Consider the following 25,626-nt stretch of genomic DNA (forward strand, 5'->3'; position numbering starts at 1 on the left):
ATGCACCGGACCGCACCGGGGTGCAAGGCCAAAGAAAAACCCCGGCGCAATGGCCGGGGCTTGTCGGTTCAGGCGGGCGCAGGATCGCCCGTGGCAGGCTTGCCCGTCTTGGGGATCGCCGTGACCGAGGGGATCAGGCTGCCCGGCGTGTCGTCGTCCCCGCCAAGGGGTTCGCCGCGCAGCACCTTGCCGATCTCCTCGCCGGTCAGGGTCTCGTATTCCAGCAGGCCTTGGGCCATGCGCTCGAATTCGGCTTCCTTCTCGATCAGGATGCGGCGCGCTTCCTGATAGCCTTCCTCGATCAGGTCGCGAACTTCCTGCTCGATCAGTTCCTTGGTCGCGGCCGAGATCGAGAAGCCCCCGGTCGAGCCGTTATAGCCCTCATGCGCCTCGGCATAGTCGATGTTGCCGACCTTGTCGGACATGCCCCAGCGCATCACCATGGCGCGGGCCAGCTGGCTGGCCTGCTGGATGTCGCCGGCGGGGCCGTTCGACACGCCTTCCTCGCCATACTTGATGATCTCGGCGGCCTTGCCGGCCATGGTCATGGCCAGCTTCTGCTTGGCCTCGTCCTTGTGGAAGTTCAGGCGGTCCATTTCAGGCAGGCTGACCACCATGCCAAGCGCGCCGCCGCGCGGGATGATCGTGGCCTTGTAGACCGGATCGCATTTGGGCAGCGACAGGCCGACCACGGCATGGCCCGCCTCGTGATAGGCGGTCTTTTCCTTCTGCTCGGGCGTCAGGACCATGCTGCGGCGTTCCACGCCCAGCATGACCTTGTCCTTGGCATTCTCGAAATCTTCCATGCTGACGAAGCGGCGGCCGATGCGGGCGGCCATCAGTGCGGCCTCGTTCACCAGGTTCATCAGGTCGGCGCCCGAGAAGCCGGGCGTGCCGCGAGCGATGATTCGCAGGTCCACGTCGGGGCCGACCGGCACCTTGCGGGCATGGACGGACAGGATCTTCTCGCGACCCTTGATGTCAGGGTTGGGGACGTGGATCTGGCGGTCGAAGCGGCCGGGGCGCAGCAGGGCGGGGTCCAGCACGTCGCGGCGGTTGGTGGCGGCGACGATGATGATGCCTTCGTTGGCCTCGAACCCGTCCATTTCCACCAGAAGCTGGTTCAGCGTCTGTTCGCGTTCGTCATTGCCGCCGCCGATGCCCACGCCGCGCGCGCGGCCCACCGCGTCGATCTCGTCGATGAAGACGATGCAGGGGGCGGATTTCTTGGCCTGTTCGAACATGTCGCGGACGCGGGATGCGCCGACGCCCACGAACATTTCCACGAAGTCCGACCCCGAGATGGTGAAGAAGGGGACGCCCGCCTCGCCCGCGATGGCACGGGCCAGCAGGGTTTTACCCGTTCCCGGAGGGCCGACCAGCAGGGCGCCCTTCGGGATCTTGCCGCCCAGACGGCTGAACTTCTGCGGATTGCGCAGGAATTCGACGATTTCCTCAAGTTCTTCCTTGGCTTCGTCGATGCCAGCCACGTCGTCGAAGGTCACGCGACCGTGCTTTTCGGTCAGAAGCTTGGCGCGCGACTTGCCAAAGCCCATCGCGCCGCCTTTGCCGCCGCCCTGCATCCGGTTCATGAAGAAGATCCAGACCCCGATCAGCAGGATGAAGGGCAGCCAGACCCCCAGCAGGGACATGAAGCCCGACTGCTGCTGGCGCGTCACCTTCACATCGACATTCTTGGCGATCAGGCGGTCCGCGATATCCTCGCCCTGGGGACGGACGGTGGAATACTGGTTGCCGTCGGTGCCGATGATCGCCAGTTCCTCGCCGTCGATGGTGACGGCGGACACCTGGTCGTTATCGACGCGCTGGATGAAATCGGAATAGCTGATCTGCCGGCTGTTCATGGTCGTGGCCCCGTCGCTGAACAGATTGAACAGCGCCAGGATCATCAGGAAAAGAACGACCCAGAAGGCCAGGTTGCGTGCGTTGCCCAATATCGGACCTCCGGCAGAAAGCGGTTTGGCTTGAAAATAGGGATTATCGGCGCAGGTTCAATGCGCCATGACAAGCCTGCGGAAATGTGACGCAACACGCACCGGCCGCACGTCATAGGGCGCGGTCGGGCGGATCAGGGGGGCGGCGATCAGGCGGTCGCCTTCCCAGATGGCGGGGGTGGCGGCGGCCTCGTCCCGGGCAAGGCCCGACAGGCGCCATTTGACCCGCGCGACTTCGCCCATGCCCAGCGCCGCGACATGCTGGCCGGGCTTCAAGCCGCTGACATGCCAGCGATTATCCCAGATGCCGTCCTGGGTATCGGGCGCGCGCAGGGCGGCGGCGGCCTCGCGGAACAGCCGGATCCGATCGCCCGCCGGTTCGATCAGCGCGCCGTCAAGCGTGACGCGGTGCCCGGTCGCGATGGCGTTCAGGGCGTGCAGGACCGTGTTGCGGCGCGGCGGATAATCCGCGCCGGTGATCCAGCGGCAGGCGGCCACGATCAGGCGGCGGCGAATTTCCGAAGGCGCATCGCCATAGGCGCGGCGGGGCAGGGTCAGGCTGCCGTTATATGCCTCGGCGTCCCGCGCGGCATGGGCCGCGTAATGCGACAGGGCATCGCGCGCCTCCTGGATGTGATTCGCGGCGCGGGCAAGGGCGGCAATGTCCAGGCCCATGGCCGAGATGGCGCGGCGGACGCGGATGCGGTCGAAGTCCTCGTTGTCGTTGCTGGGATCGTCCAGCCAGGGAATGTTCCGCATCCGCAGCCAGTCCCGCAATTCCTGGCGGCCCGCCCCCAGCATCGGCCGCAGCCAGCGGCTGCCGAAGGCATCGCGCCATTCCGCCATCGAGGCCAGCCCGTCGATCCCCGATCCCCGGCCCAGCCGCATCAGCAGGGTTTCGGCCTGATCGTCCGCCGTATGGCCAAGGGCGATGGCAGGCAGGTCGTTGCGCTGCGCCCAGCCGGACAACAGGCGCAGCCGGGCGTCGCGGGCATTGGCCATCAGGTTTCCGGTTTCCGTCCCGCGCTGCCAGACCAGCGTGGCATGGGACAGGCCAAGCGCACGGGCGGCGCGGCCGACCTGCCGCGCCTCGGCCGCGCTTTCGGGGCGAATGCCGTGATCGACGGTGGCGACCATGATCCTGCGGCCCCCGCCCCAAGCGGCGATCATGTGCATCAAGGCCACGGAATCGCCGCCGCCCGACACCGCGACGCCGATGGCTGGCATGTCCCCCGCCAGCCGGTCCAGGGCGGCATGCACGCGAAGGGCCGGATCGGCGGGGGGCAGGGTCATGGGCGGCTATTGATGCTCGGCCAGATCGGCCTCGGCCTCGGGGTCAGATGCGGGTGGCGGGACGCCCAGGTCGTTGGCTCCGCAGGCCAGGCGGCTGAGCCGGGTTTCGGCCTCGGCGGCGAAGGGGCTGCCGGGAAAGCGCGCCGGGATTTCGGCCAGATAAAGACAGGCCGCCGTCGCGTCCCCCTCGGCCTCGATCACCCGCGCGATGCCCAGCAGGCTTTCAGCGGCGCGTGGTCCGTCGGGATCGGCGGCGAACCCCTCCAGCCAGGCGGCAGCCGCGCCCTTGGTATCGCCCGCGCTGTCAAGCGCCGCGCCGCGCAGGAACAAGGCCTCGGCCGTCAGCGCCCCGCCGGCATGGGATTCCGCCACGGCCCCGAACATCTCGGCCGCCCTGCGGAAATCGCCGCTGGCCATGACCTGCTGGGCGGCATCGAAATCGGCCTTCTCGCCGGCTCCGGCAGGTTTGCCTTGCTGGGCCTGGGGCGTCGCCGGACCCAGGTTCGGCACCGGGATGCCGGTGCGGCCCAGATCCTGCATGGTCAGGGCCGAGAGGTCACAGCCCTCGTCCATCTCGCACAGGCGGAATTCGAGGTCGGCGATGCGGCGGCTGGCATCGGCGGTGATCCGGTCGATGCGGTTCCCCAGTTGTTCGGTCCGGTCGGTCAGGCGGGCCAGCCGCTGTTCCATCGCATTCATGCGGTCGATGGCGGCGTCGCCCCCCGCCGCCTGGAAACCGGCCGCGCCCGATGCGACCAACTCGCCCCGCAGCGTCTGCACCTGCGCGCGCAGATCGTTCAGGTCGGCCCGCAGGTCGGCCAGCGTCGGTTCCTGGGCCATCGCAGGCCAGGCCAGCGACGCCGCCAGAAGGGCCGCGGCGATGGCACGGGTGATCACGATCCCGCCCCCGTTGCGCTGACCACCGTCACCGCCCGGCGGTTCTGGGCATAGCAGGCCTCGTCCGAGCAGACCTCGCGCGGGCGTTCCTTGCCAAAGCTCAGCGTGCGGACCCGGTCGGGGCTGACACCTTGGGCGATCAGGTATTCCTGGACCGCCCCGGCCCGTCGCGCGCCAAGGGCAAGGTTGTATTCGCGCGTGCCGGTTTCCTCGGCATGGCCCTGGACGACGGCGTTGAAGCCCGTATGCGTGTTCAGCCACTGCGCCTGCCGCGCCAGGATCGTGCGCGCCTCGGACGTCAGGGCTGTCTGGTTCGCGGCGAACAGCACCGTGTTCCCGACAGTGTTGTTGAAATACTGGGGCGTGGCCTCGGCCCCAAGGGTGCCGCCCGCAAGATCGCCCTGATACAGCGCGCCGCCCGCCGCGTTGGCGTAAGGGTCCATGACAGTCTGCGTCACCGGGGGCGCGGGCTGCGCGCAGGCGGCAAGGGTCAGCAGCAGGGCGGCGGCGGCAGGCTTTTTCCAGGCGATCATCGGGTCATCCTTATGGCGCGGGGCTTCAGGGCATCAAGGGACCCCAAGAGGGATCCGAGGCAGCAAAGTCAAGGCTCAGCGGTCGCATATTGCGCCCGGTGATGTCCACCGAATGCAGCTTGGGCTGGCCGTTCCCCCCAGGCGCGACCCGCGTGAACATGACGACCCGGCCATTGGGCGCCCAGGTCGGGGACTCGTCAAGGAAAGATCCGGTCAGGGTCTTTTCGCCCGATCCGTCGGTGCGCATGGTGGCGATGTGGAACTGGTTGCCCACCTGCTTGGTGAAGGCGATCAGGTCCCCCTTGGGCGACCAGGCAGGCGATCCGTAACGCCCGTCGCCAAAGCTGATCCGCGAGGGCTCGCCCCCGTTTATCCCCACCACATACAACTGCGGATTGCCCGAACGGTCGGATTCGAACACGATCCGCTGCCCGTCCGGGCTGAAGCTGGGCGCGGTGTCGATGGCGGGCGACTGGACCAGCGGCCGCTGCGCCCCCGATGCGGCATCCATCAGCCAGATGTCGGTATTGCCGCCCTGTTCGCGCGAATAGACGATCCAGCGCCCGTCCGGGCTGAAGCGCGGCGAGAATGCCATGCTGTTCGCGTCCTGCGTCAGCGGGCGCGACGACACCGTGGCGATGTCCAGCACGCGGATCTGGGGAAAGCCGCTGTCGAAGCTGGTATAGGCCAGCCGCCGCCCGTCGCGCGAAAACTGCGGCGCCAGCACCAGCGACGCGCTGTCGGTCATCCACAAGATGTTCTGGCCGTCATAGTCCATCACGCCGATGCGCTTGATCCGCGCGTCCTTTGGCCCGGTTTCCTGGACAAAGGCCACGCGGCTGTCGAAATAGGGCTGTTCCCCCGTCAGGCGGGCATAGATCTGGTCGGCGATCTTGTGCGCGGCCCGGCGCCAGTCGGTCGCGCGGGCGTCGAACTGCATCCCGTCGCCCTGCGCCTGGCCGGCATAGACGTCATACAGCCGGAACTTGACGCTGATCGCGTCGCCCCCCTGCGTCACCTCGGCCGAAACCAGCGCCTGGGCGTTGACCGCGCGCCAATCCTCATAGGCGATCGCCTCGCCGAAGCTGCCGGGACGGGCGACCTGGGCATCGCGAGAGATTTCGCGGAACAGGCCGGTGCCGGTCAGATCGGCGGCCACCACGTCGCGGATCTGCTGCGCCACGGCGGCGTCGCCGTGAAAGGCGGGAATGGCGATGGCCATGGGTTCGGTCACACCATCGGTGATCTCGATCTTCAGCGGACCATCCTGCGCCAGGGCGGGCAGCGAAGCGGCAAGGGCCATCGAAAAGGCCAAAGTCAGCGATCGAAGCATCATATCCTCATCATCCTTGCGACAGGGCCGGTCCGGCCTCAGTCAAACCCGATTCCGTCTGGGCGAAACTCGACCACCACATCGCGCCAGCGGCTGTATTTGTCGAAGGGCAGGGGAAAGCCCGCGCCGCCGCACATCATGATCGCCCGCCGCGCCACCTCGAAGGCGTGCCGGGCACCGGCCTGGGACCCGCCGTGATAATCGGAGATCCGCAGGCTTGCCTCGATCGGCCGGGCATCGGCGGTCATGCTGAAGGCCACCGAGACCGACATGCCCGACGCCTCGACCGACAGCGCGCCTTCGTTCCAGCACTGGCGCAGCGCGGTGCGGAAGGCATCCCGTTCCGCCTGCGACAAGGGCTGGGCCTGGGACAGGCTGGACATGTCGATGCCGTCCAGCGGCGTGGGCCGGATGGCCGAAGGCGCAAGTTGCATGGGTTCCGCAAATCCGCCCTGCGCGCCGCCGGCATCCGCCGGGGCAGGGGAACCTGACATCGCCCCCGCCAGGGCCGCCGCCAGCGGATCCTGCACGGCGGATGCGCCGGATCCCCCGTCGATCATCTGGCTGTTGCCCCCTGCCGTATCACCGGTCGAAGCGGTGTCAGTCCCACCCGCACCGGCGCTGCCATCCTGTGCCTCGCGCAGCGCATCTTCCAGCGCCTGCTGGCGGGCTGCCTCGGCTGCGGCCTGTTCCTCGGCGGCGCGGGCTGCGGCGGCGCGGCGTTCTTCCGCCTCGCGTTCGGCGGCAAGACGACGTTCCTCGGCTTCGCGTTCGGCGGCCTCTGCAGCGGCGCGGCGCTCTTCTTCGGCTTGGCGGGCTTCCTCGGCAAGGCGTTCGGCTTCGCGGGCTTCCTCGGCCCTTCGCTCTGCCTCGGCCTGGCGCTCTGCTTGCCGTTCTTCTTCGGCCCGACGTTCCGCCTCGGCCCGGCGTTCTTCTTCCGCCCGACGCTCAGCTTCGGCCCGGCGCTCGGCTTCCTGTTCCTCCGCTTCGCGGGCGGCAGCGGCGCGGCGTTCTTCCTCGGCGCGGCGTTCTGCCTCTGCCTCGCGCCGTTCTTCCTCTGCGCGCGCCTCGGCTTCGCGTTGTTCCTGTGCCTCGCGCTCCGCCCGTTCCGCAGCCGCCCTGCGTTCGGCGGCTTGGCGGCGCTCCTCGGCTGCCTGTCGTTCTTGCTCGGCCTCCTCGGCCCGCTCGGCTTCGGCCCGGCGCGCCTCCTCGGCGGCTTCGCGCTCGGCGGTCAGGCGGCGTTCTTCCGCTTCGGCGGCGGCTGCGGCGGCAGCAGCCTGGGCCGCTTCCTCGGCCGCGCGGGCTGCCTCGGCGGCTGCCTGTCGCTCGGCCTCTTGCTGCGCCAGTCGGGCATTGCGGCGTTCGACCAAGCCTTCGGGCCGCAGCCGGGGTAGGGCGGATCGGTCAAGCGCCAGTTCCGATCGAGGCGAAGCAGAGGCATCGGCCAAGGGCGCCTCGGGCCGGGAGGGCTGCGCACCGGCCGTCGGCACGCCGCCGTCGACGGGCGGCAAGGGGGCGGCATCGTCGGCAGTCTGGTTGTCGGCGGGCGCGCCCAGATCGGTCGCCACGGCCACAGGATCCGGCCGGTCGAAATCGGACAGGTCGGGACGTGCCTCGGATCCGTCGGGCTGGGCCAGATCCTGCGCCGCATCCTCGGCATCGGGGATGCTGGCCTCGGCGGGTGCCTGCGCGGCATCCTGATCCATCGCAGGCGCGGGCATCGTCGCCACCGCCGTGGCCTCGCGCCCGACCGGCCCCGCGCCGCGCGATGCGGCGGCCAGGGCCTCAAACTCGGCCCCGCTCATGGTCGCCACCTCGGTCGTGCGCAGCGGCGTGGACGGTTGCGGGCGAAAGAACACCCCGCCCAGGATCGCCCAGAGGATCAGCGCGGTATGCGCCGATCCCGAAACCCACCAGCCGATGCGATCCTCGCGGTCCTCCATGGCGTCAGCCGTCCATCCTGGGCCCGCCGGTATCCGTCACCAGCACGATATCGGAAAGGCCGGCCGCATTCAGCGCGCCCATCACCTGCACCACGCGGGCATAGGGGATCGCCCCATCGGCGCGCAGGAAGACCCGCTGGCTTTGCCGCTGGGCCAGGATTTCGCGCAGGCGTGTGACGATCTGGCCCTGCGCCACGGGCGCGTCCATCAGCACCACGTCGCCATTGGCGGGGATCGAGATGACCAGCGGTTCTTCCGGCTCGGTGGGAACGGCGGTCGCGGCGGTCTGGGGCAGGTTCAGCGGCACGCCCGCCGTCATCAGGGGTGCCGCCACCATGAAGATCACCAGCAGCACCAGCATCACGTCCACGAAGGGGGTGACGTTGATTTCCGCCATCGGCGCGTTGCGGCGCCTGCCTCGGCCCTTGCGGCTGACCCGCTTGACGACGGCGCCCGACATCTATGCCTCATCCATCTGGCGCGACAGCAGGGTCGAGAATTCGTCGGCAAAGGCTTCCCAGTTGCCGGTCACGCGTTCCGCGTCGCCCGACAGCTTGTTGTAGAAGACGACGGCCGGGATCGCGGCCAGCAGGCCCAGGGCGGTCGCCAGCAGCGCCTCGGCGATGCCGGGGGCCACCACGGCCAGGCTGGTGTCCTGGGACATGGCAATGCCCTCGAAGGCGGTCTTGATGCCCCAGACGGTGCCGAACAGGCCGATGAACGGCGCGGTGGATCCCACGGTCGCCAGGAAGGACAGGCCGCGGAACAGGCGCGACTCCTCTCGCTGGATGGCGACGTTCATGGCGCGGTCGATGCGCGCAGGACCCCCGGGGATCAGCGCGCCGTCGTCGCGATGGCTGCGGCGCCATTCGGTCATCCCTGCCGCGAAGATGCGTTCCGACGCCCCCGACGGACGGTCGCCCAGCCGGTCGTAAAGGTCGTCCAGCGGTTCCCCGGACCAGAAGGCGCGATCGAAGCGGGCGGCCTCCTTGCGGGCCTTGGCGAAGGCCAGGAACTTCTGGATGATGATCGCCCAGGCCCAGACCGAGGCGACGATCAGCATCACCATCACCACCTGCACCGTCAGCGAGGCGCGCGCAAACAGCGCCATCAGCGAGAAATCAATTGCCTGCGCGGCCTGGATCGGTTCCATCGTCACTGCCTTTTCGTCGTGATCCATCACGGACCCGGCCGGTGTTCCGGTCGGTTTTCAGGCCTTCTAGCGCCTTCCCGGCAAAGGTTGCAGCCCCTTGATGCAACACAATGGCGTCACCTTCGGACAGTGCGACCCAATCGCCTCACCCTGACGCCAAGGTCTCCGCCAGGCCTTTCGGCAGCCTCACGGGGCGGCCCTGGGCGTCCAGGCAGGCCAGCGTGACCCTGGCCGTGAACAGCGGGTCGCCCTCGCGCCTGACGGTCTGGCTGACGACGATCCGCGCGGCGGTCATCTGGTCCAGCGTGGTTTCCACCGCCAGAAGGTCGTCGAAACGGGCGGGCCGCAGATAGTCGGCCTCGATCCGGCGGACGGCGAAGACATGGCCGCTGTCTGTCTTCAGCCGCAGCTGGTCAACGCCAAGCGCACGCAGCCATTCCGACCGGCCTCGCTCGATGAACTTCAAATAGTTCGCGTAATAGACGATCCCGGCAAGGTCGGTGTCCTCGTAATAGACGCGGACGGCAAGGCTGTGCATCATGCGCCCCCCAAACGGGCCGCAAGCCGCAACGCATGGGCAGGATCGGTGGCCGCAACCGGCAGAACCGGATCATAGGCCGCGCGGATCACCCCCGCGATGTCTGCCGAGGGGGTGATGTCGCGCGCGAATGTCAGCGCGCAGCGCATGAACAGCGCCTCGGCCAGTTGCGCAGGGTGGCTGTCGGCCAGGGCCCCCGACATGCGCAGGAAGCCCAGGCAGGCGCGGATGCCGCCATCGGCGTCAAAGCGGAACATCCGATACTGGTCCGCATCCGCCCGCGCCAGACGGGCCGGCAGATCCGGCGCGTCGGTCAGACGGTCAAGATCGGGGACATTCCCCAGGTCAGGCCAGTCACGGACGAAGAACAGCATCAGGTTCGCCCCCATGTCAGGGTCCGTGTCCGCCAGCGGATGGCGCGCATGGGCAAAGCCCGCGCGGATCGCGCCGCGAAAGATGTCCAGGCTTTCATCCGCCAGGCCGAAGATCACCGGCGCCACCGGCCGTCCCCAGCGGGCACAAAGGAATGTCCCGTCGGCCCGGGTGAACAACGTGGCGATCTGGTCTGCGGTCATGCCCGTCATCTTCTGTGTCCAAATATCCTGGGGGGAGTCGCCGAAACGGCGACGGGGGGCAAGGCCCCCCGCCACCTTTTCCAGCCTGCGCGACGCATCACCCGACGATGGTGGCTTCCGTCGCGGCGCGCAGTTCCTCCTCGGTCACGCCCTCGGCGGTCTCGACGATCTTCAGCCCGCCCTCGACCACGTCCAGCACGCCCAGGTTGGTGATGATGCGGTCCACTACGCCCTTGCCGGTCAGCGGCAGGGTGCATTCGCGCAGGACCTTGGACTCGCCCGCCTTGTTGGTATGGTCCATGACCACGATCACCCGGCCCACGCCCGCGACCAGATCCATCGCGCCGCCCATGCCCTTGACCAGCTTGCCGGGGATCATCCAGTTGGCCAGATCGCCGTTCTCGGCCACCTCCATCGCGCCCAAGATGGCGGCGGCGATCTTGCCGCCCCGGATCATGCCGAAGCTGGTGGCGCTGTCGAAATAGGCGGTGCGGTTCAGTTCGGTGATGGTCTGCTTGCCCGCGTTGATCAGGTCGGGGTCTTCCTCGCCCTCGAACGGAAAGGGCCCCATGCCCAGCATCCCGTTTTCGGACTGCAGCGTGATGTCCTTGTCGCCCACATAGTTCGCGACCAGCGTCGGGATGCCGATCCCGAGGTTCACATACATCCCGTCTTCCAGTTCCTGCGCCGCCCGCGCGGCCATCTGGTTGCGATCCCAAGCCATTACGCAGTCTCCTTCTTGCGGGTGGTGCGCTGCTCGATGCGCTTCTCGTGCTGGCCTTGCACGATGCGGTGGACATAGATGCCGGGCAGGTGGATCATGTCGGGATCCAGACTGCCGCGCGGGACGATCTCCTCCACCTCGGCCACGCAAACCTTGCCGCACATCGCCGCCGGCGGGTTGAAGTTGCGCGCCGTCTTGCGGAACACGAGGTTGCCGGTGTCGTCGGCCTTCCAGGCCTTGACGATGGACAGATCCGCCACGATGCCGCGTTCCAGAATGTAATCCTCGCCGTCGAAGGTCTTGACCTCCTTGCCCTCGGCGATGACGGTGCCCACGCCCGTCTTGGTATAGAAGCCGGGGATGCCGCAGCCGCCCGCGCGCATCCGTTCGGCCAGCGTCCCTTGCGGGTTGAACTCCAACTCCAGCTCGCCCGACAGATACTGGCGCATGAACTCTGCGTTCTCGCCCACATAGGAGGAGATCATCTTCTTGATCTGGCGCGTCTGCAGCAGGATCCCCAGTCCGAAGTCATCGACGCCGCAGTTGTTGGACGCGACCGTCAGATCCTTGGTGCCCGCGTCGCGGATGGCCGCGATCAGCAGTTCGGGGATGCCGCAGAGGCCAAAGCCGCCCGCCGCGATGAACATCCCGTCATGCAGCAAGCCCTCCAGGGCCTCGCTTGCCGTGGCATAGACCTTTTTCATTGTCCCTCCCCAAATTGAACCGCTGCGGATTTGTCGCTTGCGCGTCAGGCCAAGTCAATGCGGCGGTGCAGCATGGTTGACATCGGCGGTGCCCGCCGCCATCAAACGGGGATGAAAGCCCGCAACGCTGCCTTTGCCAACTATTACCGCCCGCTGACATAGCGGGGGCAGCGTCATGTCAACCGCGCGGGGTGCGGTTGACGGGAAAGATCACAACGGCCTTGCGCAAGCCCGGAAGGTCCGTCCCATGCGTCCCCAAACCCTGTCCATCATCGGCTTTGGCACCTTCGGCCAGCTGATCGCGCGGCATTTGCGCCCGCATCTGGCACTGTCCGTCTGCGATCCCTGCGTCCGGCCGAACGACCTGCCGCAGGTCGATCCCGCGCAGGCGGCCCGCGCCGACATCGTGGTGCTGGCTGTGCCCCTGCCGCAGCTTGAAGCCGTCCTGCGCGCCATCGCCCCGCATCTGCGGCCGGGATCGACGGTGATCGACGTGTCGTCGGTCAAGGTCGAACCCGCGCGGCTGATGCTGGACCTGCTGCCGGATCATGTCGGGATCGTCGCCAGTCACCCCCTGTTCGGTCCGGCCAGCGCGGCGGACGGCATCGCGGGCCATCGCATCGCCTGGTGCCCGCTGCGCAGCCGGGGACACCGGCGGCTGGCAGCCTTTCTGAAGGCCAAGGGGTTGCAGGTGATCCCGACGACCCCCGACCAGCATGACCGCGACATGGCGGTGGTCCAAGGCCTCACGCATCTGATCGCGCGCAGCCTGTCGCGGCTGGGTCCGCTGCCGCGGGACATGGCGACCCGCAGCTTCGCGATGCTGGCGGAGGCCGCCGCCATGGTCCAGGACGACTCTCCCGAACTGCTGGCGACGATCCTGAAGGCGAACCCCCATGCGGCCAGCGTCCGCCAGCGCTTCCTGGCGGAAGCCTCCGGGATCGCGGACGAACTCTAGCCCTTGGCCGCCTTCTTGGCGGAGGACTTTTGAGTAGGGGCCTTCTTGGCGGCAGGCTTTTTCGCAGCGGCCTTGGCCTTGGGCGCGGCCTTTTTCTTGGCGGGCGACTTGCCGGCCTTGGCGGCGATCAGTTCAAGCGCCTGCTCGACCGTCAGGTCCTCGGGCGCGACATCGCGGGGCAGGGTGGCATTCACCTTTTCCCATTTCACATAAGGACCATAGCGCCCGTTCATCACCTGGATCGCGCCGCCGTCGGGATGATCCCCCAACTCGCGCAGTGGCGCGGCGGCAGCGGCGCGGTCACGCGTTTGCTTGGCCGCCAGAACCTCGACCGCGCGGTTCATGCCGATCGTGAAGACCTCGTCCACGTCCGGCAGGTTCGCGTATTTCGAGCCATGCTTCACATAGGGACCAAACCGGCCGATCCCGGCCTCGATCAGTTCGCCATCCTCGGGGTGGTTGCCCACCGGACGCGGCAGCGACAGAAGCTGCACGGCCTTTTCCAGATCCAGCGTCGCCGGATTCCAGCCCTTGGGGATGGATGCGCGGGCAGGCTTGGGGTTGTCCTCGGTCGCCTCGCCCCGCTGGACATAGGGGCCGAAGCGCCCGGTCTTGAGGCTGATCGGATCGCCGTTATCCTCGCCCAGGATGCGGTCGCCCACGGCTTCCTCTCCGTCAGGGGCGGAAATCGGGCGCGTATAGCGGCATTCGGGATAGTTCGTGCAGCCGATGAACGCCCCGCCCGACCGAGCCGTCTTCAGGTTCAGCCGTCCCGCGCCGCAAACCGGGCAGACGCGCGGATCGCCGCCATCCGCGCGCGGCGGATAAAGATGCGGGGCCAGCGCCTCGTCGATAGCGTCCAGAACCTCGGTGATGCGCAGTTCGGACGTGCCTTCCAGCGCCTTTGAAAAATCCTTCCAGAAGCGACCCAGAACCTCGCGCCAGACCAGGTCGCCCGCGCTGATCTCGTCCAGTTCGTTTTCCAGATCCGCCGTGAAGTCATAGCTGACGTAACGCGGGAAATACTTGGTCAGGAAGATCGTGACCAGGCGGCCCTTGTCCTCGGGGATCAGGCGGTTCTTGTCCTTGCGGACATATTCGCGGTCCTGGATCGTGGTGACGATGCTGGCATAGGTCGAAGGCCGGCCGATGCCCAGTTCCTCCATCCGCTTGACGAGCGTGGCCTCGGTATAGCGGGGGGGTGGCTGGGTGAAATGCTGGCGCGCGGCCACGGCGGCCGTGTCGTTCAGCAGCAGGCCGGGGGCGGCGCGCTGACCCGCAGGGGCGGCGGGCGCGGGGTCGTCCTTTTCGCGCGCTTTGGCGAACTCGGCCTCGAAGGCCTTGCCGACCAGCTTCGCGGGCTCGCCCTGCTGGATCGCGGGCAGGCGGGCGCTGTCCTCGCCGTCGTCGTCGTCGCGGCCCTGGTCATAGACGCGCAGGAAGCCGTCGAACAGGATCACCTGGCCCGTCGCGCGCAGGCCGACCTGGTTGTCCGGGCTGGCGATCTCGACCGTGGTGCGCTCCATGCGGGCGGCTTCCATCTGGCTGGCGATGGTGCGCTTCCAGATCAGGTCATAAAGCTTGCGCTGGTCGTCCGCCGTGACCTTCAGCCTGTCGGGCGACAGCATCATGTCGGTGGGGCGGATACATTCATGCGCTTCCTGCGCGTTCTTGGCCTTGTTCTTGTACATCCGCGGGCTGGAGGGGACGTATTTGTCGCCGAACTTGGCGCGGATCGCGTCGCGGGCGGCATGGACGGCCTCGGGCGCCATGTCGATGCCGTCGGTCCGCATATAGGTGATCAGCCCCGCCTCATACAGCCGCTGGGCCGCCGACATGCAGGCCTTGGCGCCCATGCCCAGCTTGCGGGATGCTTCCTGCTGCAGGGTCGAGGTCATGAAGGGCGGCCAGGGATTGCGGGTCGCGGGCTTGGCCGCGACGCTGGTCACGCGCAGGTCGCGGCTGGCCACCGCGCTGACGGCCATCGCGGCCTTTTCGGCATTCGGCAGGTCGAAGCGGTCCAGCTTCGCGCCCGCCAGCGACACCAGCGTGGCGTCGTATTCCGCGCCGCCCGGTGTCGCCAGGCGCGCATGGACCGACCAGTATTCGCGGGCCTTGAAGGCCTCGATCTCCATTTCGCGGTCCACGATCAGGCGCAGGCAGACCGACTGCACCCGGCCCGCCGATTTCGCGCCCGGCAGCTTGCGCCACAGGACCGGGGACAGGTTGAAGCCCACCAGGTAATCCAGCGCGCGTCGCGCCAGATAGGCATCGACCAGCGGCTGGTCGATCTGGCGGGGATTGGCCATGGCCTCGGTCACGGCGGTCTTGGTGATGGCGTTGAAGGTGACGCGATTGACCGCCGCACCCTTCTTCAGCGCCGGTGACAGCGCCTCCAGCAGGTGCCAGGAAATCGCCTCGCCCTCGCGGTCGGGGTCGGTCGCCAGGATCAGGGTCTGGTCGTCCTTCAGCGCGTCCTTGATCGCCTTGAGGTGCTTGCGGCTGTCTGCCGCGACCTCCCATTTCATGGCGAAATCGTCGTTCGGATCGACGCTGCCGTCCTTGGGCGGCAGGTCGCGGACATGGCCGAAAGAGGCCAGCACGCGATAATCGCCGCCGAGGTATTTCTCGATGGTCTTGGCCTTGGCCGGGGATTCCACGACGACGACGGGCATTCTTACCTCAGGGGACCTTGCGATGGGCCGGGAACATGGGTCGGGGGCCTGCCAGTGTCAACCTGCCGAAATCATCCGCCGCGTGTGCGCCCGTCAGCCAAGCGCCAGCCGCCCGCCCGGCACGCGCAGCAGCCGGCCCTGCAATTCCAGCGACAGGATCGCCGCACTTGCCGTTGCGGCAGGCAAGCCCAGGTCGCGGATCACGTCGTTTTCATCCGAAGGCGAAGGCCCGAGACGCGACAGGATCCGCGCCTCGATCTGCGCGGGATCGGCGGGTTCGGGGCAGGGGACTGGGACCGCAGGTGCCTCGGCCATGCCGGCAAGCTCCGGCTCCTGGCCAAGCGCCGCGCAGACATCGGCCGAATTGCGCACCAGCAGGGCGCCGTCGCGGATCAACTGGTTGCAGCCGCCCGCGCGGGCATCCATCGGATGGCCGGGCACCGCCATCACCTCTCGCCCCTGATCCAGCGCGTTCTTGGCCGTGATCAGCGTGCCGGACCGATGCGCGGCCTCGATTACCACCACGGCCAGCGACAGGCCCGACACGATGCGGTTGCGGGTCGGGAAGTGGCGCGCCTGCGGTTCGGTGCCGGGCGGCTGTTCAGAGACAAGCGCGCCTTTTTCGGCGATCTGCGCGGCCAGGATGACGTTTTCCGCCGGATAGATCACATCGACGCCACCCGCCATCACCGCGATGGTGCCGGTGGGAAGGGCTGCGTTGTGGGCGGCGGTGTCGATGCCCCGCGCCAGACCCGCGACGACGGTATGCCCCGCTTCGCCCAAGCCCGCCGCCATGCCGCGCGCCATGCGCAGGCCCAGCGAAGACGCGTTGCGCGCCCCGATCACGGCCACCGGCTTTCTGGACAGCCAGGAGGGATCGCCGCGAAGCCACAGGACAGGCGGTGCGCCATCAATCTCGCGCAGCGCGGAAGGATAAAGGGGCGAATCGCAGCGGACCAGCCGGGCACCGCATTTGCGGCCCGCAGCCAGTTCGGCGGCCGCAACGCCTTCGGGGCAGATTTCGTAGCCGGCGATGCCCGCCGCCGCCGCGATCTCGGGCAGGGCATCCAGCGCCGCCCGCGCGCTGCCGTGTTCGGCCACCAGCCGGTGATAGGTCGCCGGACCCACCCGGCGGGACCGGATCAGGCGCAGCACCGACAGGTCGTCGTCCTGCGCGCCGCGCGTATCAAAAGGAAGATGTCCGGTATCCATGCTGCCTCCGGCCCTTGTCCGGGAATCAGCATTACGCCGCAGCGGTTAACAACCGGTTAGCGTCCCCTAGGCCGCCGAGCCGCCGACCGTCAGCCCGCCGATTAGCAGCGTCGGCTGGCCCACGCCCACCGGCACCCATTGGCCCTGCTTGCCGCAATTGCCGATGCCCGGATCCAGCGCCATGTCGTTGCCGATGGCGCGCACCTGCTGCAGCGCGGTCGCCCCGTCGCCGATCAGCGTGGCGCCCCGGATCGGGTCGCCCACCACGCCGTTCCTGACGCGGTAAGCCTCGGTGCAGGAAAACACGAACTTGCCGTTGGTGATGTCCACCTGGCCGCCGCCGAAGCCCACCGCATAGATGCCGTCGCGCAGATCCGCCAGGATCGCCGCCGGATCCGCGTCGCCGCCGGGCATATAGGTGTTGGTCATCCGGGGCATCGGCGCGTGCGAGAAGCTTTGCCGCCGACCGTTGCCGGTCGGATCCACCCCCATCAGCCGGGCGTTCTGGCGGTCCTGCATGTAGCCCACCAGGATCCCGTCCTCGATCAGCACGTTGCGGGCAGGGGGCATTCCTTCGTCATCGACGCCGATGGACCCGCGCCGGTCGGGGATGGTGCCGTCGTCCACCACCGTCACGCCGGGGGCTGCGACACGTTGTCCCATCAGTCCCGCAAAGGCCGAGGCCTTCTTGCGGTTGAAATCGCCTTCAAGCCCGTGGCCCACGGCCTCGTGCAGAAGGATGCCGGGCCAGCCGGGGCCAAGCACGACATCCATCACCCCGGCAGGCGCGGGGACCGAACGCAGGTTGACCAGGGCGATGCGCAGCGCCTCGTCCACGGCGGGCTGCCAGTGGGCTGGATCCATCAGGCCCGCAAGCGACACGCGCCCGCCGCCGCCATGGCCGCCGGATTCGCGCCGGTCGTTGTTTTCCACGATCACGCCGACATTCAGCCGCGCCATGGGGCGGATATCTGTCACCAATCCCCCTTCGGGCCGCAGGATCGCCACCTGCTGCAGGGACGAGGCCAGGGAAACGGTCACCTGCACCACGCGAGGATCGCGCGAGCGGGCGTAATCATCAATTTGGCGCAAAAGTTCAATGCGTTGGGCGAAGGGGATCCCCTCGGCCGGGTCGGCCGCCATGTAAAGCGGCTGGACCTGCATGGGCGCGGCAGGCGCCATCACGCCGCCGCCCTGGCCCACCGCCAGGCGCGCGGTTTCCGCCGCGCGGCGCAGGGCAGGTTCGGAAATCTCGGTCGAGTGGGCATAGCCCGTGACCTCGCCGCGCACGGCGCGCAATCCGAAGCCCTGTTCGGCGGTATAGCCCGAATTGCGCAGCCGTCCGTCGTCGAAGACCAGCGATTCCGACACCGTATGCTCAAGAAACAGTTCGCCATCCTCGGCCCCCGCCGTGGCCTCGCGCAGGATCGCCAGGGCACGGTCGCGGTCCAGGTGGGTCGCGAAGGGGTCGAAGGGGGTTCGGCTCATGACGGGGTTCATCCTTCTGGCGGCCCAATGCCGGTAATTTGCGCAGGCAGGCTTATGTATCACTTGCCCGTGGGGTCGAGATATGGTCATAGAACGGGGATTGTTAAAGGAAAAGGGCCGCCTTTGGGCGACCTGCGGTCGCGCGGCCGCGCCAGGATAACGGGATGGGATGATGGCAATAGCGATGATTCGCCGGACAGTCGCGGCAGCTTCCGGGCTTGCGACGGCGGGAATGGTAGCCGGGTCGGCCTTTGCGCAGGACGTGTTGGGTGAACTGCCCGTGATCGGCAAGCCCGAGCCGCGCGGCGTGAACTTCCAGCCGGCGGCGACCGAACTGGCCCGCGATCAGCAGTGGCTGGACCACTTCGTGCTGATCATCATCACCGTGATCACGGTCCTGGTCTGCACGCTGCTGCTGGTCGTGATCCTGCGCTATAACAAGCGGTCGAACCCGGTCCCGGCCAAGTTCACGCACAACACGCCGCTGGAAATCGCCTGGACGCTGGTTCCCGTGCTGATCCTGGTGATGATCGGCGCGTTTTCGTTGCCCGCGCTGTTCCGCAGCCAGGAAATGCCGGCCGACCCGGATGTCGTGATCAAGGCGACCGGGAACCAGTGGTACTGGTCCTATGAATATCCCGAAAACGGTGTCAGCTTCGATTCGATCATGCTGACCAAGGAAGAGCTGGCGGACTACGGCTATTCCGAGGATGAATACCTGCTGGCCACCGACACCGCCGTGGTCGTGCCCGTGGGCCAGACCGTGCTGCTGCAGGTGACGGCCAATGACGTGATCCATTCCTGGTCGATCCCCGCCTTCGCCGTCAAGCAGGACGCCGTTCCGGGCCGCATTGCGCAGGCTTGGTTCAATGTCGAACAGGAAGGCGTCTATTTCGGTAACTGCTATGAACTGTGCGGCATCAACCATGCCTATATGCCGATCGTCGTGAAGGCGGTCAGCCCCGAAGTCTATGCCCAGTGGGTCGCCGAACAGGGCGGCACGCTGGAAGGCGCGCCTGCAACCGCAGCCGTGGAAACCACCGCTGCCGATGTTCAGGTGGCCAAGGCCGACTGACCGTCGGCCCAACCAGCGACAGAAGCCAGACCGAAGACGACATGACCGACATCAACACCTATGAAGGCGCCCCCGAGGCCGAGTTCCGCGATTTCGTCGCGCTGCTGAAGCCGCGGGTGATGTCGCTGGTCGTCTTCACGGCCTTTGTCGGCCTGTGGGTCGCGCCGGTGGATGTGCATCCCTTCATCGCCTTCTGCTCGGTCCTGTTCATCGCGCTTGGCGGCGGGGCATCGGGCGCGCTGAACATGTGGTATGACGCCGACATCGACGCGGTGATGCGGCGCACCCAAAGCCGTCCCATCCCGGCAGGCCGGATCGACGGGGGCGCGGCGCTGTCGCTGGGCCTGATCCTTGCGGGCTTTGCGGTGATGATGCTGGGGCTGGCGGCGAACTGGTTCGCGGCGGGCTTCCTGGCCTTCACGATCTTCTTCTATGCCGTGGTCTATACGATCTGGCTGAAGCGCTGGACGCCGCAGAACATCGTGATCGGCGGCGCGGCGGGGGCATTCCCGCCGATGATCGGCTGGGCCTGCGCCACGGGCGGGATCAGCATCGAATCGCTTCTGATGTTCGCGCTGGTCTTCTTCTGGACGCCGCCGCATTTCTGGGCGCTCGCGCTGTTCATGAAGTCCGACTATCACGAGGCCAAGGTGCCGATGCTGACGGTCACCCATGGTCGCCCGGCCACGCGGCGCCACATCTTCGCCTATACGCTGGTGCTGGCGCCCTTTGCGATCTGGCTGGGGCTGACCCAGGTCGGCGGGCCGGTCTATCTGGCGGCCTCGGTCGTGCTGAACGCGCTGTTCATCCATGGCGGCTGGCAGATCCTGCGCCGATCCGAGGAAACGGCCGTCGCCGATGGCTATGCTGTAGAAAAGCGGGTCTTCAAGCTGTCGCTTTATTACCTGTTCCTGCATTTCACGGCCCTTCTGGTGCAGAACTGGGTGGGGGGCTGGTAATGCCGCTGAGCGCAGAACATGAGATCCACAAGCGCCGCCGGTCCCGCAATGTCGGACTGGGGCTGGTGCTGGTGGCCTTTGTCGCCCTGGTCTTCGGACTGACCGTGGTCAAGGTGCAGCAGGGCGACATGATGGAGGCTTTCGATCACCAGCCTCGCGTGTCAGAACTGCCGGTCGAGGAGCCCCGCCCATGAGCCGCATGTCCCCCGAAAAGAAGACCGTCACCTGGCTGGTGGGCGTCGTCATCACCATGGGCGCCCTGGCCTGGGCCGCCGTTCCCTTCTATGACTGGTTCTGCCGCGTCACCGGCTTTGGCGGCACCACGCAGGTCGCGGTCGCGGCCCCCGATCAGGTGCTGGACGAGGTCGTGCGCGTCCGCTTCGACGCCAATGTCGACAAGAACATGGAATGGACCTTCCGGCCCATGCAGACCAGCATGGAGATCAAGCTGGGCGAGAACGGCCTTGCCTTCTACGAGGCGATCAACAATTCCGGCGTGCCGATCACCGGCACCGCCAGCTATAACGTCGCGCCGGAAGTGTCGGGCTATTACTTCAGCAAGATCGAGTGCTTCTGCTTCACCGAGCAGACCTTGCAGCCGGGAGAACGGATCGAGATGCCGGTCAGCTTCTATGTGGACCCGGACCTTCTCAAGGACCGTGATGCAAGCTGGATCAGGGACATCACCCTGTCCTATACCTTCCACCGGACCGAGCCGAAGCAGGCGGCGCTTGACGCCGAGCCGGCCGATAACGTCAATTGAATACTTGAGGAGCCGACGGGGACAGCTCATGGCGCACGCAAAGAACCACGATTACCATATCCTTCCGCCGTCGATCTGGCCCTTCGTCGCTGCCATCTCGGCCTTCCTGATGCTTTATGGCGCGGTGGGCTGGATGCATGCGGACGAAGTCAGCCTGCTGGGAATTCCCGTCAACGGTCCCTGGCTGTTCCTGATCGGCCTCGTCGGCGTGCTGTATGTGATGTACAGCTGGTGGGCCGACGTGATCCGCGAAAGCCAGGCGGGGGATCATACCCCGGTGGTGCGGATCGGCCTGCAATACGGCTTCATCCTGTTCATCATCTCGGAACTGATGTTCTTCGTCGCGTGGTTCTGGAACTTCATCAAGAACGCGATGTATCCGATGGGGCCGGAAAGCCCGATCAAGGACGGCGTCTGGCCCCCCGAGGGCATCGTGACCTTCGATCCCTGGCATCTGCCCTTCATCAACACGCTGATCCTGCTGTTGTCGGGCGTGGCCGTGACCTGGGCGCACCACGCGCTTGTCCACGACAACGACCGCAAGACGACCATCAACGGCTTGATCGTCGCGGTGGTCCTGGGCGTGATCTTCACGTTCCTGCAGGGCTATGAATACAGCCATGCGGCCTTCGGCCTGGCCGACACGTCCTATGCCAGCGCCTTCTATCTGGCGACCGGCTTCCATGGCTTCCACGTCATCATCGGCACGATCTTCCTGGCGGTCTGCCTGTTCCGGATGCTGAACGGCCAGATGGACCAGGAAAAGCACATCGGGTTCGAGGCTGCTGCCTGGTACTGGCACTTCGTCGACGTGGTCTGGCTGTTCCTGTTCGCCGTGATCTATATCTGGGGCAGCTGATCCCCGCCCTTTCCGAAACGCGACGCGCGGGGCCGACCCCGCGCGTTTTTCTTTGATGGCTTTCCCTTCATGCGCCGCATCCTGTTTCCCCTGATCCTCGGCATCGTCGGCTGCGCGATCCTGATCCAGCTTGGCCTGTGGCAGTTGCGCCGGATGGAGTGGAAGGAAGGCGTGATCGCCAACATCGAGGCCGGGATCGACGCCGATCCCGTGCCCCTGCCGGACGTGATCGACCCGTCGATGAAATACCTGCCGGTCACCGTCAGCGGCACCACCACCGGGGCCGAGATCGACGTGCTGTCCCATACCCGCGAACAGGGCGGCGGATACCAGGTCGTGTCGCGCTTCATCACCGATGACGGGCGGGCGATCATGCTGGACCGCGGCTTTGTCCCGCAGGAACTGCGCCATGTCGAACGCCCCCCGACCCGGCTTTCCGTGCGCGGCAACCTGCATTGGCCGGACGAAAAGGGCGACGCCACCCCCGATCCGAACCTGGACGAAAACATCTGGTTCGCTCGCGACGTGCCCGCCATGGCCGAGGTGCTGGATACGGAACCCGTGCTGGTCGTCGCAAGCTTCGTCGAGGGCGACGCCCAAGGGGTCGAACCGATCCCCGTCGCGGTCGAGGGGATCCCCAACAACCACCTGTCCTATGCTGTCCAGTGGTTCCTGATCGCGGCGACCTGGGCAGGGATGACAGTCGGCCTGATCTGGCGTATCAGGCAGCGGAAATACTGAGGGAATACGGATGCGCTACGTCTCGACGCGGGGTCAGGCCCCGGTGCTGAACTTCGAAGGGGCCATGCTGTCGGGACTGGCCCGCGACGGCGGGCTGTACCTGCCCGAGACGATCCCGGCCTTTGGCGGCCTGAACGACCTGGACGGGTTGCCCTATGAGGAAGTGGCCTTCCGCGTCATCCGTCCCTTCACCGGCGACAGCTTCACCGACGCGGAACTGCGCGGCGCCATCGACCGCGCCTATGGGCGCATCGAACACACGGCCAAGGCCCCCCTGCGCCAGTTGGCCCCCGGCCATCACCTGCTGGAACTGTTCCACGGCCCGACCCTGGCCTTCAAGGACTTCGCCATGCAGTTGATCGCGCAACTGTTCGAGATCGCGTTGAAGCGGTCGGGCCAGCGGATCACCATCGTCGGCGCGACCTCGGGCGATACCGGATCGGCGGCCATCGAGGCCTTCAAGGGTATCGACAATGTCGATGTCTTCATCATGTTCCCCCATGGCCGCGTCAGCGAGGTGCAGCGCCGCCAGATGACCACGCCCGACGCGCCCAATGTCCATGCGCTTGCCGTGACCGGCCATTTCGACGACTGCCAGGCGCGGCTGAAGGATCTGTTCAACGACCATGCCTTCCGTGACAACGTGGGCCTGGCGGGCGTCAACAGCATCAACTGGGCGCGTGTGGTGGCGCAGATTGTCTATTACTTCACCGCAACCGCCAGCCTGGGGATGCGCGAGACGGACTTCACCGTTCCCACCGGCAATTTCGGCGATATCTTCGCGGGGTCGATCGCACGGGCCATGGGCCTGCCGATCCGCCGCCTGATCGTGGCGACGAACCAGAACGACATCCTGCACCGCGCGCTGACCACGGGCGAATACCGTGTCGGCACGGTCGAGCCCTCGATCAGCCCGTCGATGGACATCCAGGTCAGCTCGAACTTCGAACGCGCGCTTTATCTGGCCTATGGCGGCGACGCGGCGGCGATTTCGCAACTGATGGACGAATTGAGGGCGGGCGGCTTCACCATCAGCCAGGGCGCCTTGCAGGCCCTGCGCGAACAATACCTGTCGGGCCGCGTGTCCGAGGACGAGACCATCGCCATGATCCGCACCATCCGCGCCGAAACGGGCGAGGTTCTGTGCCCGCACAGCGCCGTGGGCGTGGCGGTGGCGCGCCAGCACATCGAACCCGGCGTGCCGATGGTGACGCTAGCCACCGCCCATCCCGCCAAGTTCCCCGACGCGGTGGAACAGGCCATCGGCCTGCGCCCCCCGCTGCCGCCGCATATGGCGACCCTGTTCGACCTGCCCGAGCGTGTGACGCGGGTTGAAAACGACGTCGAGGCGCTTAAATCGCTGATCCTTGACCGGAGAACCCAGTGAACAAAGACGCCCACCTGCAGGTAACGACCCTTTCCAACGGCTTGCGCATCGCCACGCGCCTGATGCCGGGGCTGCATTCCACGGCGCTTGGCGTCTGGGTCAATGCGGGCGGGCGCAATGAACGGCCCGAACAGAACGGGATCGCGCATTTCCTGGAACACATGGCCTTCAAGGGCACGGCGACCCGAACCGCCCTGCAGATCGCCGAGGCGATCGAGGATGTGGGCGGCTATATCAACGCCTATACCTCGCGCGATGCGACGGCCTATTACGTCCGGGTGCTGGAAGACGATGTGGACCTGGCCTTCGACGTCATGTCCGACATCGTGCTGAACCCGATCTTCGACGAGCGCGAGATCGAGGTCGAGCGCGGCGTGATCCTGCAGGAAATCGGGCAGTCGATGGACACGCCCGACGACATCATCTTCGACTGGCTGCAAGAGGCCGCCTATCCGAACCAGCCGATGGGCCGCACCATCCTTGGCCCGGCCGAACGGGTCAGCAGCTTCGGCCGCGCCGACCTGGCGGGCTTTGTCGCGGAAAACTATGGCCCCGGCCAGATGATCGTGGCGGCCGCCGGCGCGGTCGATCACGACCGCATCGTGCGGCTGGCCGAACGCGCCTTCGGGCATCTTGCCCCCGTGACCCAGGCACCCCGAGAGGCCGCGCGCTGGCAGGGACTGGAAACGCGCAAGGTCAAGAAGCTGGAACAGGCGCATTTCGCCCTGGCCCTGGAAGGGCCGGGCTATCTTGCGCCAGATTTCTATGCCGCGCAGATCTTCTCCTCGGCACTGGGGGGCGGCATGTCCTCGCGCCTGTTCCAGAAGATCCGCGAGGAACGGGGCCTGTGCTATACGATCTTCGCGCAGTCGGGCTTTCACGACGACACCGGGATGCTGACCATCTATGCCGGCACCGGGGCCGAGGATCTGGCCGACCTGTCCACCCTGACCATCGACGAGATGAAGCGCGCCGCCGCCGACATGTCCGAGGCCGAGGTCGCCCGCGCCAAGGCGCAGTTGCGCGCCAGCCTGCTGATGTCGCTGGAAAGCCCCTCGGCCCAGGCCGAGCGCATGGCGCGGACGCTGGCGATCTGGGGCCGGGTGCCCGACGCGGCCGAGGTCGCCGACCGCATTGCGGCGGTGACAGTGGCCGAGGTGCGCGCCCATGCCGAAGGCCTGATCGGCCAGGCCCGTCCGGCCTTGGCGCTCTATGGCCCCGTCAAGGCCGCCCCCGACCTGGGAACCCTGGCCGAAAGGCTTGCCGCCTGATGTTCCTGCGATCGCGGCCCGTCAGGTTGGAAACCGAGCGGATCGTGCTGCGCCTGCCTGCCCATGGGGATTTCCACGCCTGGACATCCCTGCGGCAGTCCAGCCGGGATTTCCTGACGCCTTGGGAGCCCGTCTGGTCCCCCGACCACCTGTCGCGCAAAAGCTTCGTGAACCGCGTCTATTGGGCGGCGCGCGCCGCACGCGGGGGCACGGCGCTGCCCTTGTTCCTGGTCCGCCGGGACGGCGTGTTGCTGGGGGCGATCACGCTGGACAATATCCGCCGCGGCCCGGCGCAATCGGGGACCATCGGCTATTGGATCGGTCAGCCCTTCGCCCGCCAGGGCTATATGCGCGAGGCGATCGGCCTCCTGGTGCATCATGCCTTCACAGCCATGGACCTGAGCCGGGTCGAGGCCGCCTGCCTGCCGGAAAACGCCGCCTCGCGCGGGGTTCTGGAAAAGTCGGGCTTCAAGTATGAAGGCGTCGCGCAAAGCTATCTGCAGATCGACGGGCGGTGGCGGAATCATGTGCTTTACGCCAACCTGCGCAGCGACCGGCGGGGCCGGACCGACGCCCGATAGGACAAGATC

General features: G+C 67.1%; 25 protein-coding genes. 10 read left to right on the forward strand and 15 right to left on the reverse strand.

Features of this window, described 5'->3' with window-relative positions; all coding sequences use genetic code 11:
- Window positions 1–68: 68 nt before the first annotated feature.
- The 12 genes from ftsH to CK944_RS06660 all read right to left on the reverse strand — a co-directional run bounded on the left by ftsH (window position 69) and on the right by CK944_RS06660 (window position 11,648).
- Window positions 69–1,955: an ATP-dependent zinc metalloprotease FtsH gene (gene ftsH / locus CK944_RS06605; protein WP_103172255.1), complete on the reverse strand. Its 1,887-nt coding sequence runs from the start codon at window positions 1,953–1,955 to the stop codon at window positions 69–71.
- Between the two features lie 57 nt (window positions 1,956–2,012).
- Window positions 2,013–3,248, reverse strand: coding sequence for a tRNA lysidine(34) synthetase TilS (gene tilS / locus CK944_RS06610; RefSeq protein ID WP_103172256.1), 1,236 nt, complete (start codon window positions 3,246–3,248; stop codon window positions 2,013–2,015).
- A 6-nt stretch (window positions 3,249–3,254) separates the two neighbouring features.
- Entirely contained in the window at window positions 3,255–4,145 is an 891-nt protein-coding gene (locus CK944_RS06615) for a tetratricopeptide repeat protein (protein ID WP_192877732.1), read from the reverse strand.
- A complete protein-coding gene (gene pal, locus CK944_RS06620) occupies window positions 4,142–4,678 on the reverse strand; it encodes a peptidoglycan-associated lipoprotein Pal (protein WP_103172257.1) in 537 nt (178 codons plus the stop codon). Before pal ends, CK944_RS06615 begins: the two co-directional genes overlap by 4 nt.
- Before the next feature lie 25 nt (window positions 4,679–4,703).
- On the reverse strand, window positions 4,704–6,011 hold the full coding sequence (gene tolB, locus CK944_RS06625) for a Tol-Pal system beta propeller repeat protein TolB (protein ID WP_188713919.1): 1,308 nt from the start codon (window positions 6,009–6,011) through the stop codon (window positions 4,704–4,706).
- A gap of 38 nt (window positions 6,012–6,049) precedes the next feature.
- The gene (locus tag CK944_RS06630) at window positions 6,050–7,954 is read right to left on the reverse strand and encodes a hypothetical protein (protein WP_103172258.1); all 1,905 of its coding nucleotides are present in this window, start codon (window positions 7,952–7,954) and stop codon (window positions 6,050–6,052) included.
- A gap of 4 nt (window positions 7,955–7,958) precedes the next feature.
- The gene (locus tag CK944_RS06635; protein WP_103172259.1) at window positions 7,959–8,414 is read right to left on the reverse strand and encodes an ExbD/TolR family protein; all 456 of its coding nucleotides are present in this window, start codon (window positions 8,412–8,414) and stop codon (window positions 7,959–7,961) included.
- The gene (gene tolQ, locus CK944_RS06640) at window positions 8,415–9,134 is read right to left on the reverse strand and encodes a protein TolQ (protein WP_370463824.1); all 720 of its coding nucleotides are present in this window, start codon (window positions 9,132–9,134) and stop codon (window positions 8,415–8,417) included.
- Between the two features lie 118 nt (window positions 9,135–9,252).
- Window positions 9,253–9,648, reverse strand: coding sequence for a tol-pal system-associated acyl-CoA thioesterase (gene ybgC, locus CK944_RS06645; protein ID WP_103172260.1), 396 nt, complete (start codon window positions 9,646–9,648; stop codon window positions 9,253–9,255).
- On the reverse strand, window positions 9,645–10,229 hold the full coding sequence (locus CK944_RS06650) for a hypothetical protein (protein ID WP_192877733.1): 585 nt from the start codon (window positions 10,227–10,229) through the stop codon (window positions 9,645–9,647). The genes ybgC and CK944_RS06650 overlap by 4 nt, the downstream gene beginning before the upstream one ends.
- A gap of 88 nt (window positions 10,230–10,317) precedes the next feature.
- Complete coding sequence (locus CK944_RS06655; protein WP_103172261.1) at window positions 10,318–10,944, reverse strand: CoA transferase subunit B; 627 nt, start codon at window positions 10,942–10,944, stop codon at window positions 10,318–10,320.
- Entirely contained in the window at window positions 10,944–11,648 is a 705-nt protein-coding gene (locus CK944_RS06660) for a CoA transferase subunit A (RefSeq protein WP_103172262.1), read from the reverse strand. Before CK944_RS06660 ends, CK944_RS06655 begins: the two co-directional genes overlap by 1 nt.
- A gap of 247 nt (window positions 11,649–11,895) precedes the next feature.
- On the opposite strand from CK944_RS06660, the gene CK944_RS06665 reads away from it, so the two are divergent.
- A complete protein-coding gene (locus tag CK944_RS06665) occupies window positions 11,896–12,606 on the forward strand; it encodes a prephenate dehydrogenase (protein WP_103172263.1) in 711 nt (236 codons plus the stop codon).
- Here the strand turns inward: CK944_RS06665 and topA are convergent.
- From topA to tldD, 3 genes are all read right to left on the reverse strand, one after another.
- The gene (gene topA, locus CK944_RS06670; RefSeq protein WP_103172264.1) at window positions 12,603–15,281 is read right to left on the reverse strand and encodes a type I DNA topoisomerase; all 2,679 of its coding nucleotides are present in this window, start codon (window positions 15,279–15,281) and stop codon (window positions 12,603–12,605) included. The genes CK944_RS06665 and topA overlap by 4 nt on opposite strands.
- 93 nt (window positions 15,282–15,374) lie before the next feature.
- Window positions 15,375–16,493: a DNA-processing protein DprA gene (dprA, locus tag CK944_RS06675; RefSeq protein WP_103172265.1), complete on the reverse strand. Its 1,119-nt coding sequence runs from the start codon at window positions 16,491–16,493 to the stop codon at window positions 15,375–15,377.
- A 66-nt stretch (window positions 16,494–16,559) separates the two neighbouring features.
- The gene (gene tldD / locus CK944_RS06680; protein ID WP_103172266.1) at window positions 16,560–17,981 is read right to left on the reverse strand and encodes a metalloprotease TldD; all 1,422 of its coding nucleotides are present in this window, start codon (window positions 17,979–17,981) and stop codon (window positions 16,560–16,562) included.
- 184 nt (window positions 17,982–18,165) lie between these two features.
- On the opposite strand from tldD, the gene coxB reads away from it, so the two are divergent.
- The 9 genes from coxB (at window position 18,166) to CK944_RS06725 (ending at window position 25,617) form a co-directional block, all read left to right on the forward strand.
- Window positions 18,166–19,056: a cytochrome c oxidase subunit II gene (gene coxB, locus CK944_RS06685; protein WP_239985980.1), complete on the forward strand. Its 891-nt coding sequence runs from the start codon at window positions 18,166–18,168 to the stop codon at window positions 19,054–19,056.
- A 41-nt stretch (window positions 19,057–19,097) separates the two neighbouring features.
- A complete protein-coding gene (gene cyoE / locus CK944_RS06690) occupies window positions 19,098–20,015 on the forward strand; it encodes a heme o synthase (RefSeq protein WP_103172268.1) in 918 nt (305 codons plus the stop codon).
- Window positions 20,015–20,209, forward strand: coding sequence for a hypothetical protein (locus CK944_RS06695; RefSeq protein ID WP_103172269.1), 195 nt, complete (start codon window positions 20,015–20,017; stop codon window positions 20,207–20,209). The genes cyoE and CK944_RS06695 overlap by 1 nt, the downstream gene beginning before the upstream one ends.
- Window positions 20,206–20,778 (forward strand): cytochrome c oxidase assembly protein, encoded by a 573-nt coding sequence (locus CK944_RS06700; protein ID WP_103172270.1) that lies wholly within the window; start codon window positions 20,206–20,208, stop codon window positions 20,776–20,778. The genes CK944_RS06695 and CK944_RS06700 overlap by 4 nt, the downstream gene beginning before the upstream one ends.
- Window positions 20,779–20,806: 28 nt before the next feature.
- Window positions 20,807–21,637, forward strand: coding sequence for a cytochrome c oxidase subunit 3 (locus CK944_RS06705; RefSeq protein ID WP_103172271.1), 831 nt, complete (start codon window positions 20,807–20,809; stop codon window positions 21,635–21,637).
- Window positions 21,638–21,706: 69 nt separating this feature from the next.
- A complete protein-coding gene (locus tag CK944_RS06710; RefSeq protein WP_103172272.1) occupies window positions 21,707–22,378 on the forward strand; it encodes an SURF1 family protein in 672 nt (223 codons plus the stop codon).
- A 10-nt stretch (window positions 22,379–22,388) separates the two neighbouring features.
- Window positions 22,389–23,765 carry a threonine synthase gene (gene thrC / locus CK944_RS06715; protein ID WP_103172273.1) on the forward strand — a complete coding sequence of 459 codons (1,377 nt, stop codon included), beginning with the start codon at window positions 22,389–22,391 and terminating at the stop codon, window positions 23,763–23,765.
- Window positions 23,762–25,036, forward strand: a complete 1,275-nt coding sequence (locus CK944_RS06720) for a M16 family metallopeptidase (RefSeq protein WP_371411651.1) — start codon at window positions 23,762–23,764, stop codon at window positions 25,034–25,036. Before thrC ends, CK944_RS06720 begins: the two co-directional genes overlap by 4 nt.
- Window positions 25,036–25,617 carry a GNAT family N-acetyltransferase gene (locus CK944_RS06725; RefSeq protein WP_192877734.1) on the forward strand — a complete coding sequence of 194 codons (582 nt, stop codon included), beginning with the start codon at window positions 25,036–25,038 and terminating at the stop codon, window positions 25,615–25,617. Before CK944_RS06720 ends, CK944_RS06725 begins: the two co-directional genes overlap by 1 nt.
- Window positions 25,618–25,626: the final 9 nt, after the last annotated feature.

Source organism: Paracoccus sp. SY, from assembly GCF_002901215.1.
GTDB lineage: Bacteria > Pseudomonadota > Alphaproteobacteria > Rhodobacterales > Rhodobacteraceae > Paracoccus > Paracoccus acridae.

Bases quoted from the DNA above. Each gene is read 5' to 3' on its own strand.
- topA (WP_103172264.1), bottom strand. From the start codon at position 15,281: ATGCCCGTCGTCGTCGTGGAATCCCCGGCCAAGGCCAAGACCATCGAG.
- CK944_RS06660 (WP_103172262.1), bottom strand. From the start codon at position 11,648: ATGAAAAAGGTCTATGCCACGGCAAGCGAGGCCCTGGAGGGCTTGCTG.
- ybgC (WP_103172260.1), bottom strand. From the start codon at position 9,648: ATGATGCACAGCCTTGCCGTCCGCGTCTATTACGAGGACACCGACCTT.
- CK944_RS06695 (WP_103172269.1), top strand. From the start codon at position 20,015: ATGCCGCTGAGCGCAGAACATGAGATCCACAAGCGCCGCCGGTCCCGC.
- CK944_RS06630 (WP_103172258.1), bottom strand. From the start codon at position 7,954: ATGGAGGACCGCGAGGATCGCATCGGCTGGTGGGTTTCGGGATCGGCG.
- thrC (WP_103172273.1), top strand. From the start codon at position 22,389: ATGCGCTACGTCTCGACGCGGGGTCAGGCCCCGGTGCTGAACTTCGAA.
- CK944_RS06705 (WP_103172271.1), top strand. From the start codon at position 20,807: ATGGCGCACGCAAAGAACCACGATTACCATATCCTTCCGCCGTCGATC.
- CK944_RS06710 (WP_103172272.1), top strand. From the start codon at position 21,707: ATGCGCCGCATCCTGTTTCCCCTGATCCTCGGCATCGTCGGCTGCGCG.
- tolB (WP_188713919.1), bottom strand. From the start codon at position 6,011: ATGCTTCGATCGCTGACTTTGGCCTTTTCGATGGCCCTTGCCGCTTCG.
- tilS (WP_103172256.1), bottom strand. From the start codon at position 3,248: ATGACCCTGCCCCCCGCCGATCCGGCCCTTCGCGTGCATGCCGCCCTG.
- CK944_RS06700 (WP_103172270.1), top strand. From the start codon at position 20,206: ATGAGCCGCATGTCCCCCGAAAAGAAGACCGTCACCTGGCTGGTGGGC.
- tolQ (WP_370463824.1), bottom strand. From the start codon at position 9,134: ATGGATCACGACGAAAAGGCAGTGACGATGGAACCGATCCAGGCCGCG.
- pal (WP_103172257.1), bottom strand. From the start codon at position 4,678: ATGATCGCCTGGAAAAAGCCTGCCGCCGCCGCCCTGCTGCTGACCCTT.
- dprA (WP_103172265.1), bottom strand. From the start codon at position 16,493: ATGGATACCGGACATCTTCCTTTTGATACGCGCGGCGCGCAGGACGAC.
- tldD (WP_103172266.1), bottom strand. From the start codon at position 17,981: ATGAGCCGAACCCCCTTCGACCCCTTCGCGACCCACCTGGACCGCGAC.
- CK944_RS06635 (WP_103172259.1), bottom strand. From the start codon at position 8,414: ATGTCGGGCGCCGTCGTCAAGCGGGTCAGCCGCAAGGGCCGAGGCAGG.
- cyoE (WP_103172268.1), top strand. From the start codon at position 19,098: ATGACCGACATCAACACCTATGAAGGCGCCCCCGAGGCCGAGTTCCGC.
- CK944_RS06650 (WP_192877733.1), bottom strand. From the start codon at position 10,229: ATGACGGGCATGACCGCAGACCAGATCGCCACGTTGTTCACCCGGGCC.
- CK944_RS06655 (WP_103172261.1), bottom strand. From the start codon at position 10,944: ATGGCTTGGGATCGCAACCAGATGGCCGCGCGGGCGGCGCAGGAACTG.
- CK944_RS06725 (WP_192877734.1), top strand. From the start codon at position 25,036: ATGTTCCTGCGATCGCGGCCCGTCAGGTTGGAAACCGAGCGGATCGTG.
- CK944_RS06665 (WP_103172263.1), top strand. From the start codon at position 11,896: ATGCGTCCCCAAACCCTGTCCATCATCGGCTTTGGCACCTTCGGCCAG.
- coxB (WP_239985980.1), top strand. From the start codon at position 18,166: ATGATTCGCCGGACAGTCGCGGCAGCTTCCGGGCTTGCGACGGCGGGA.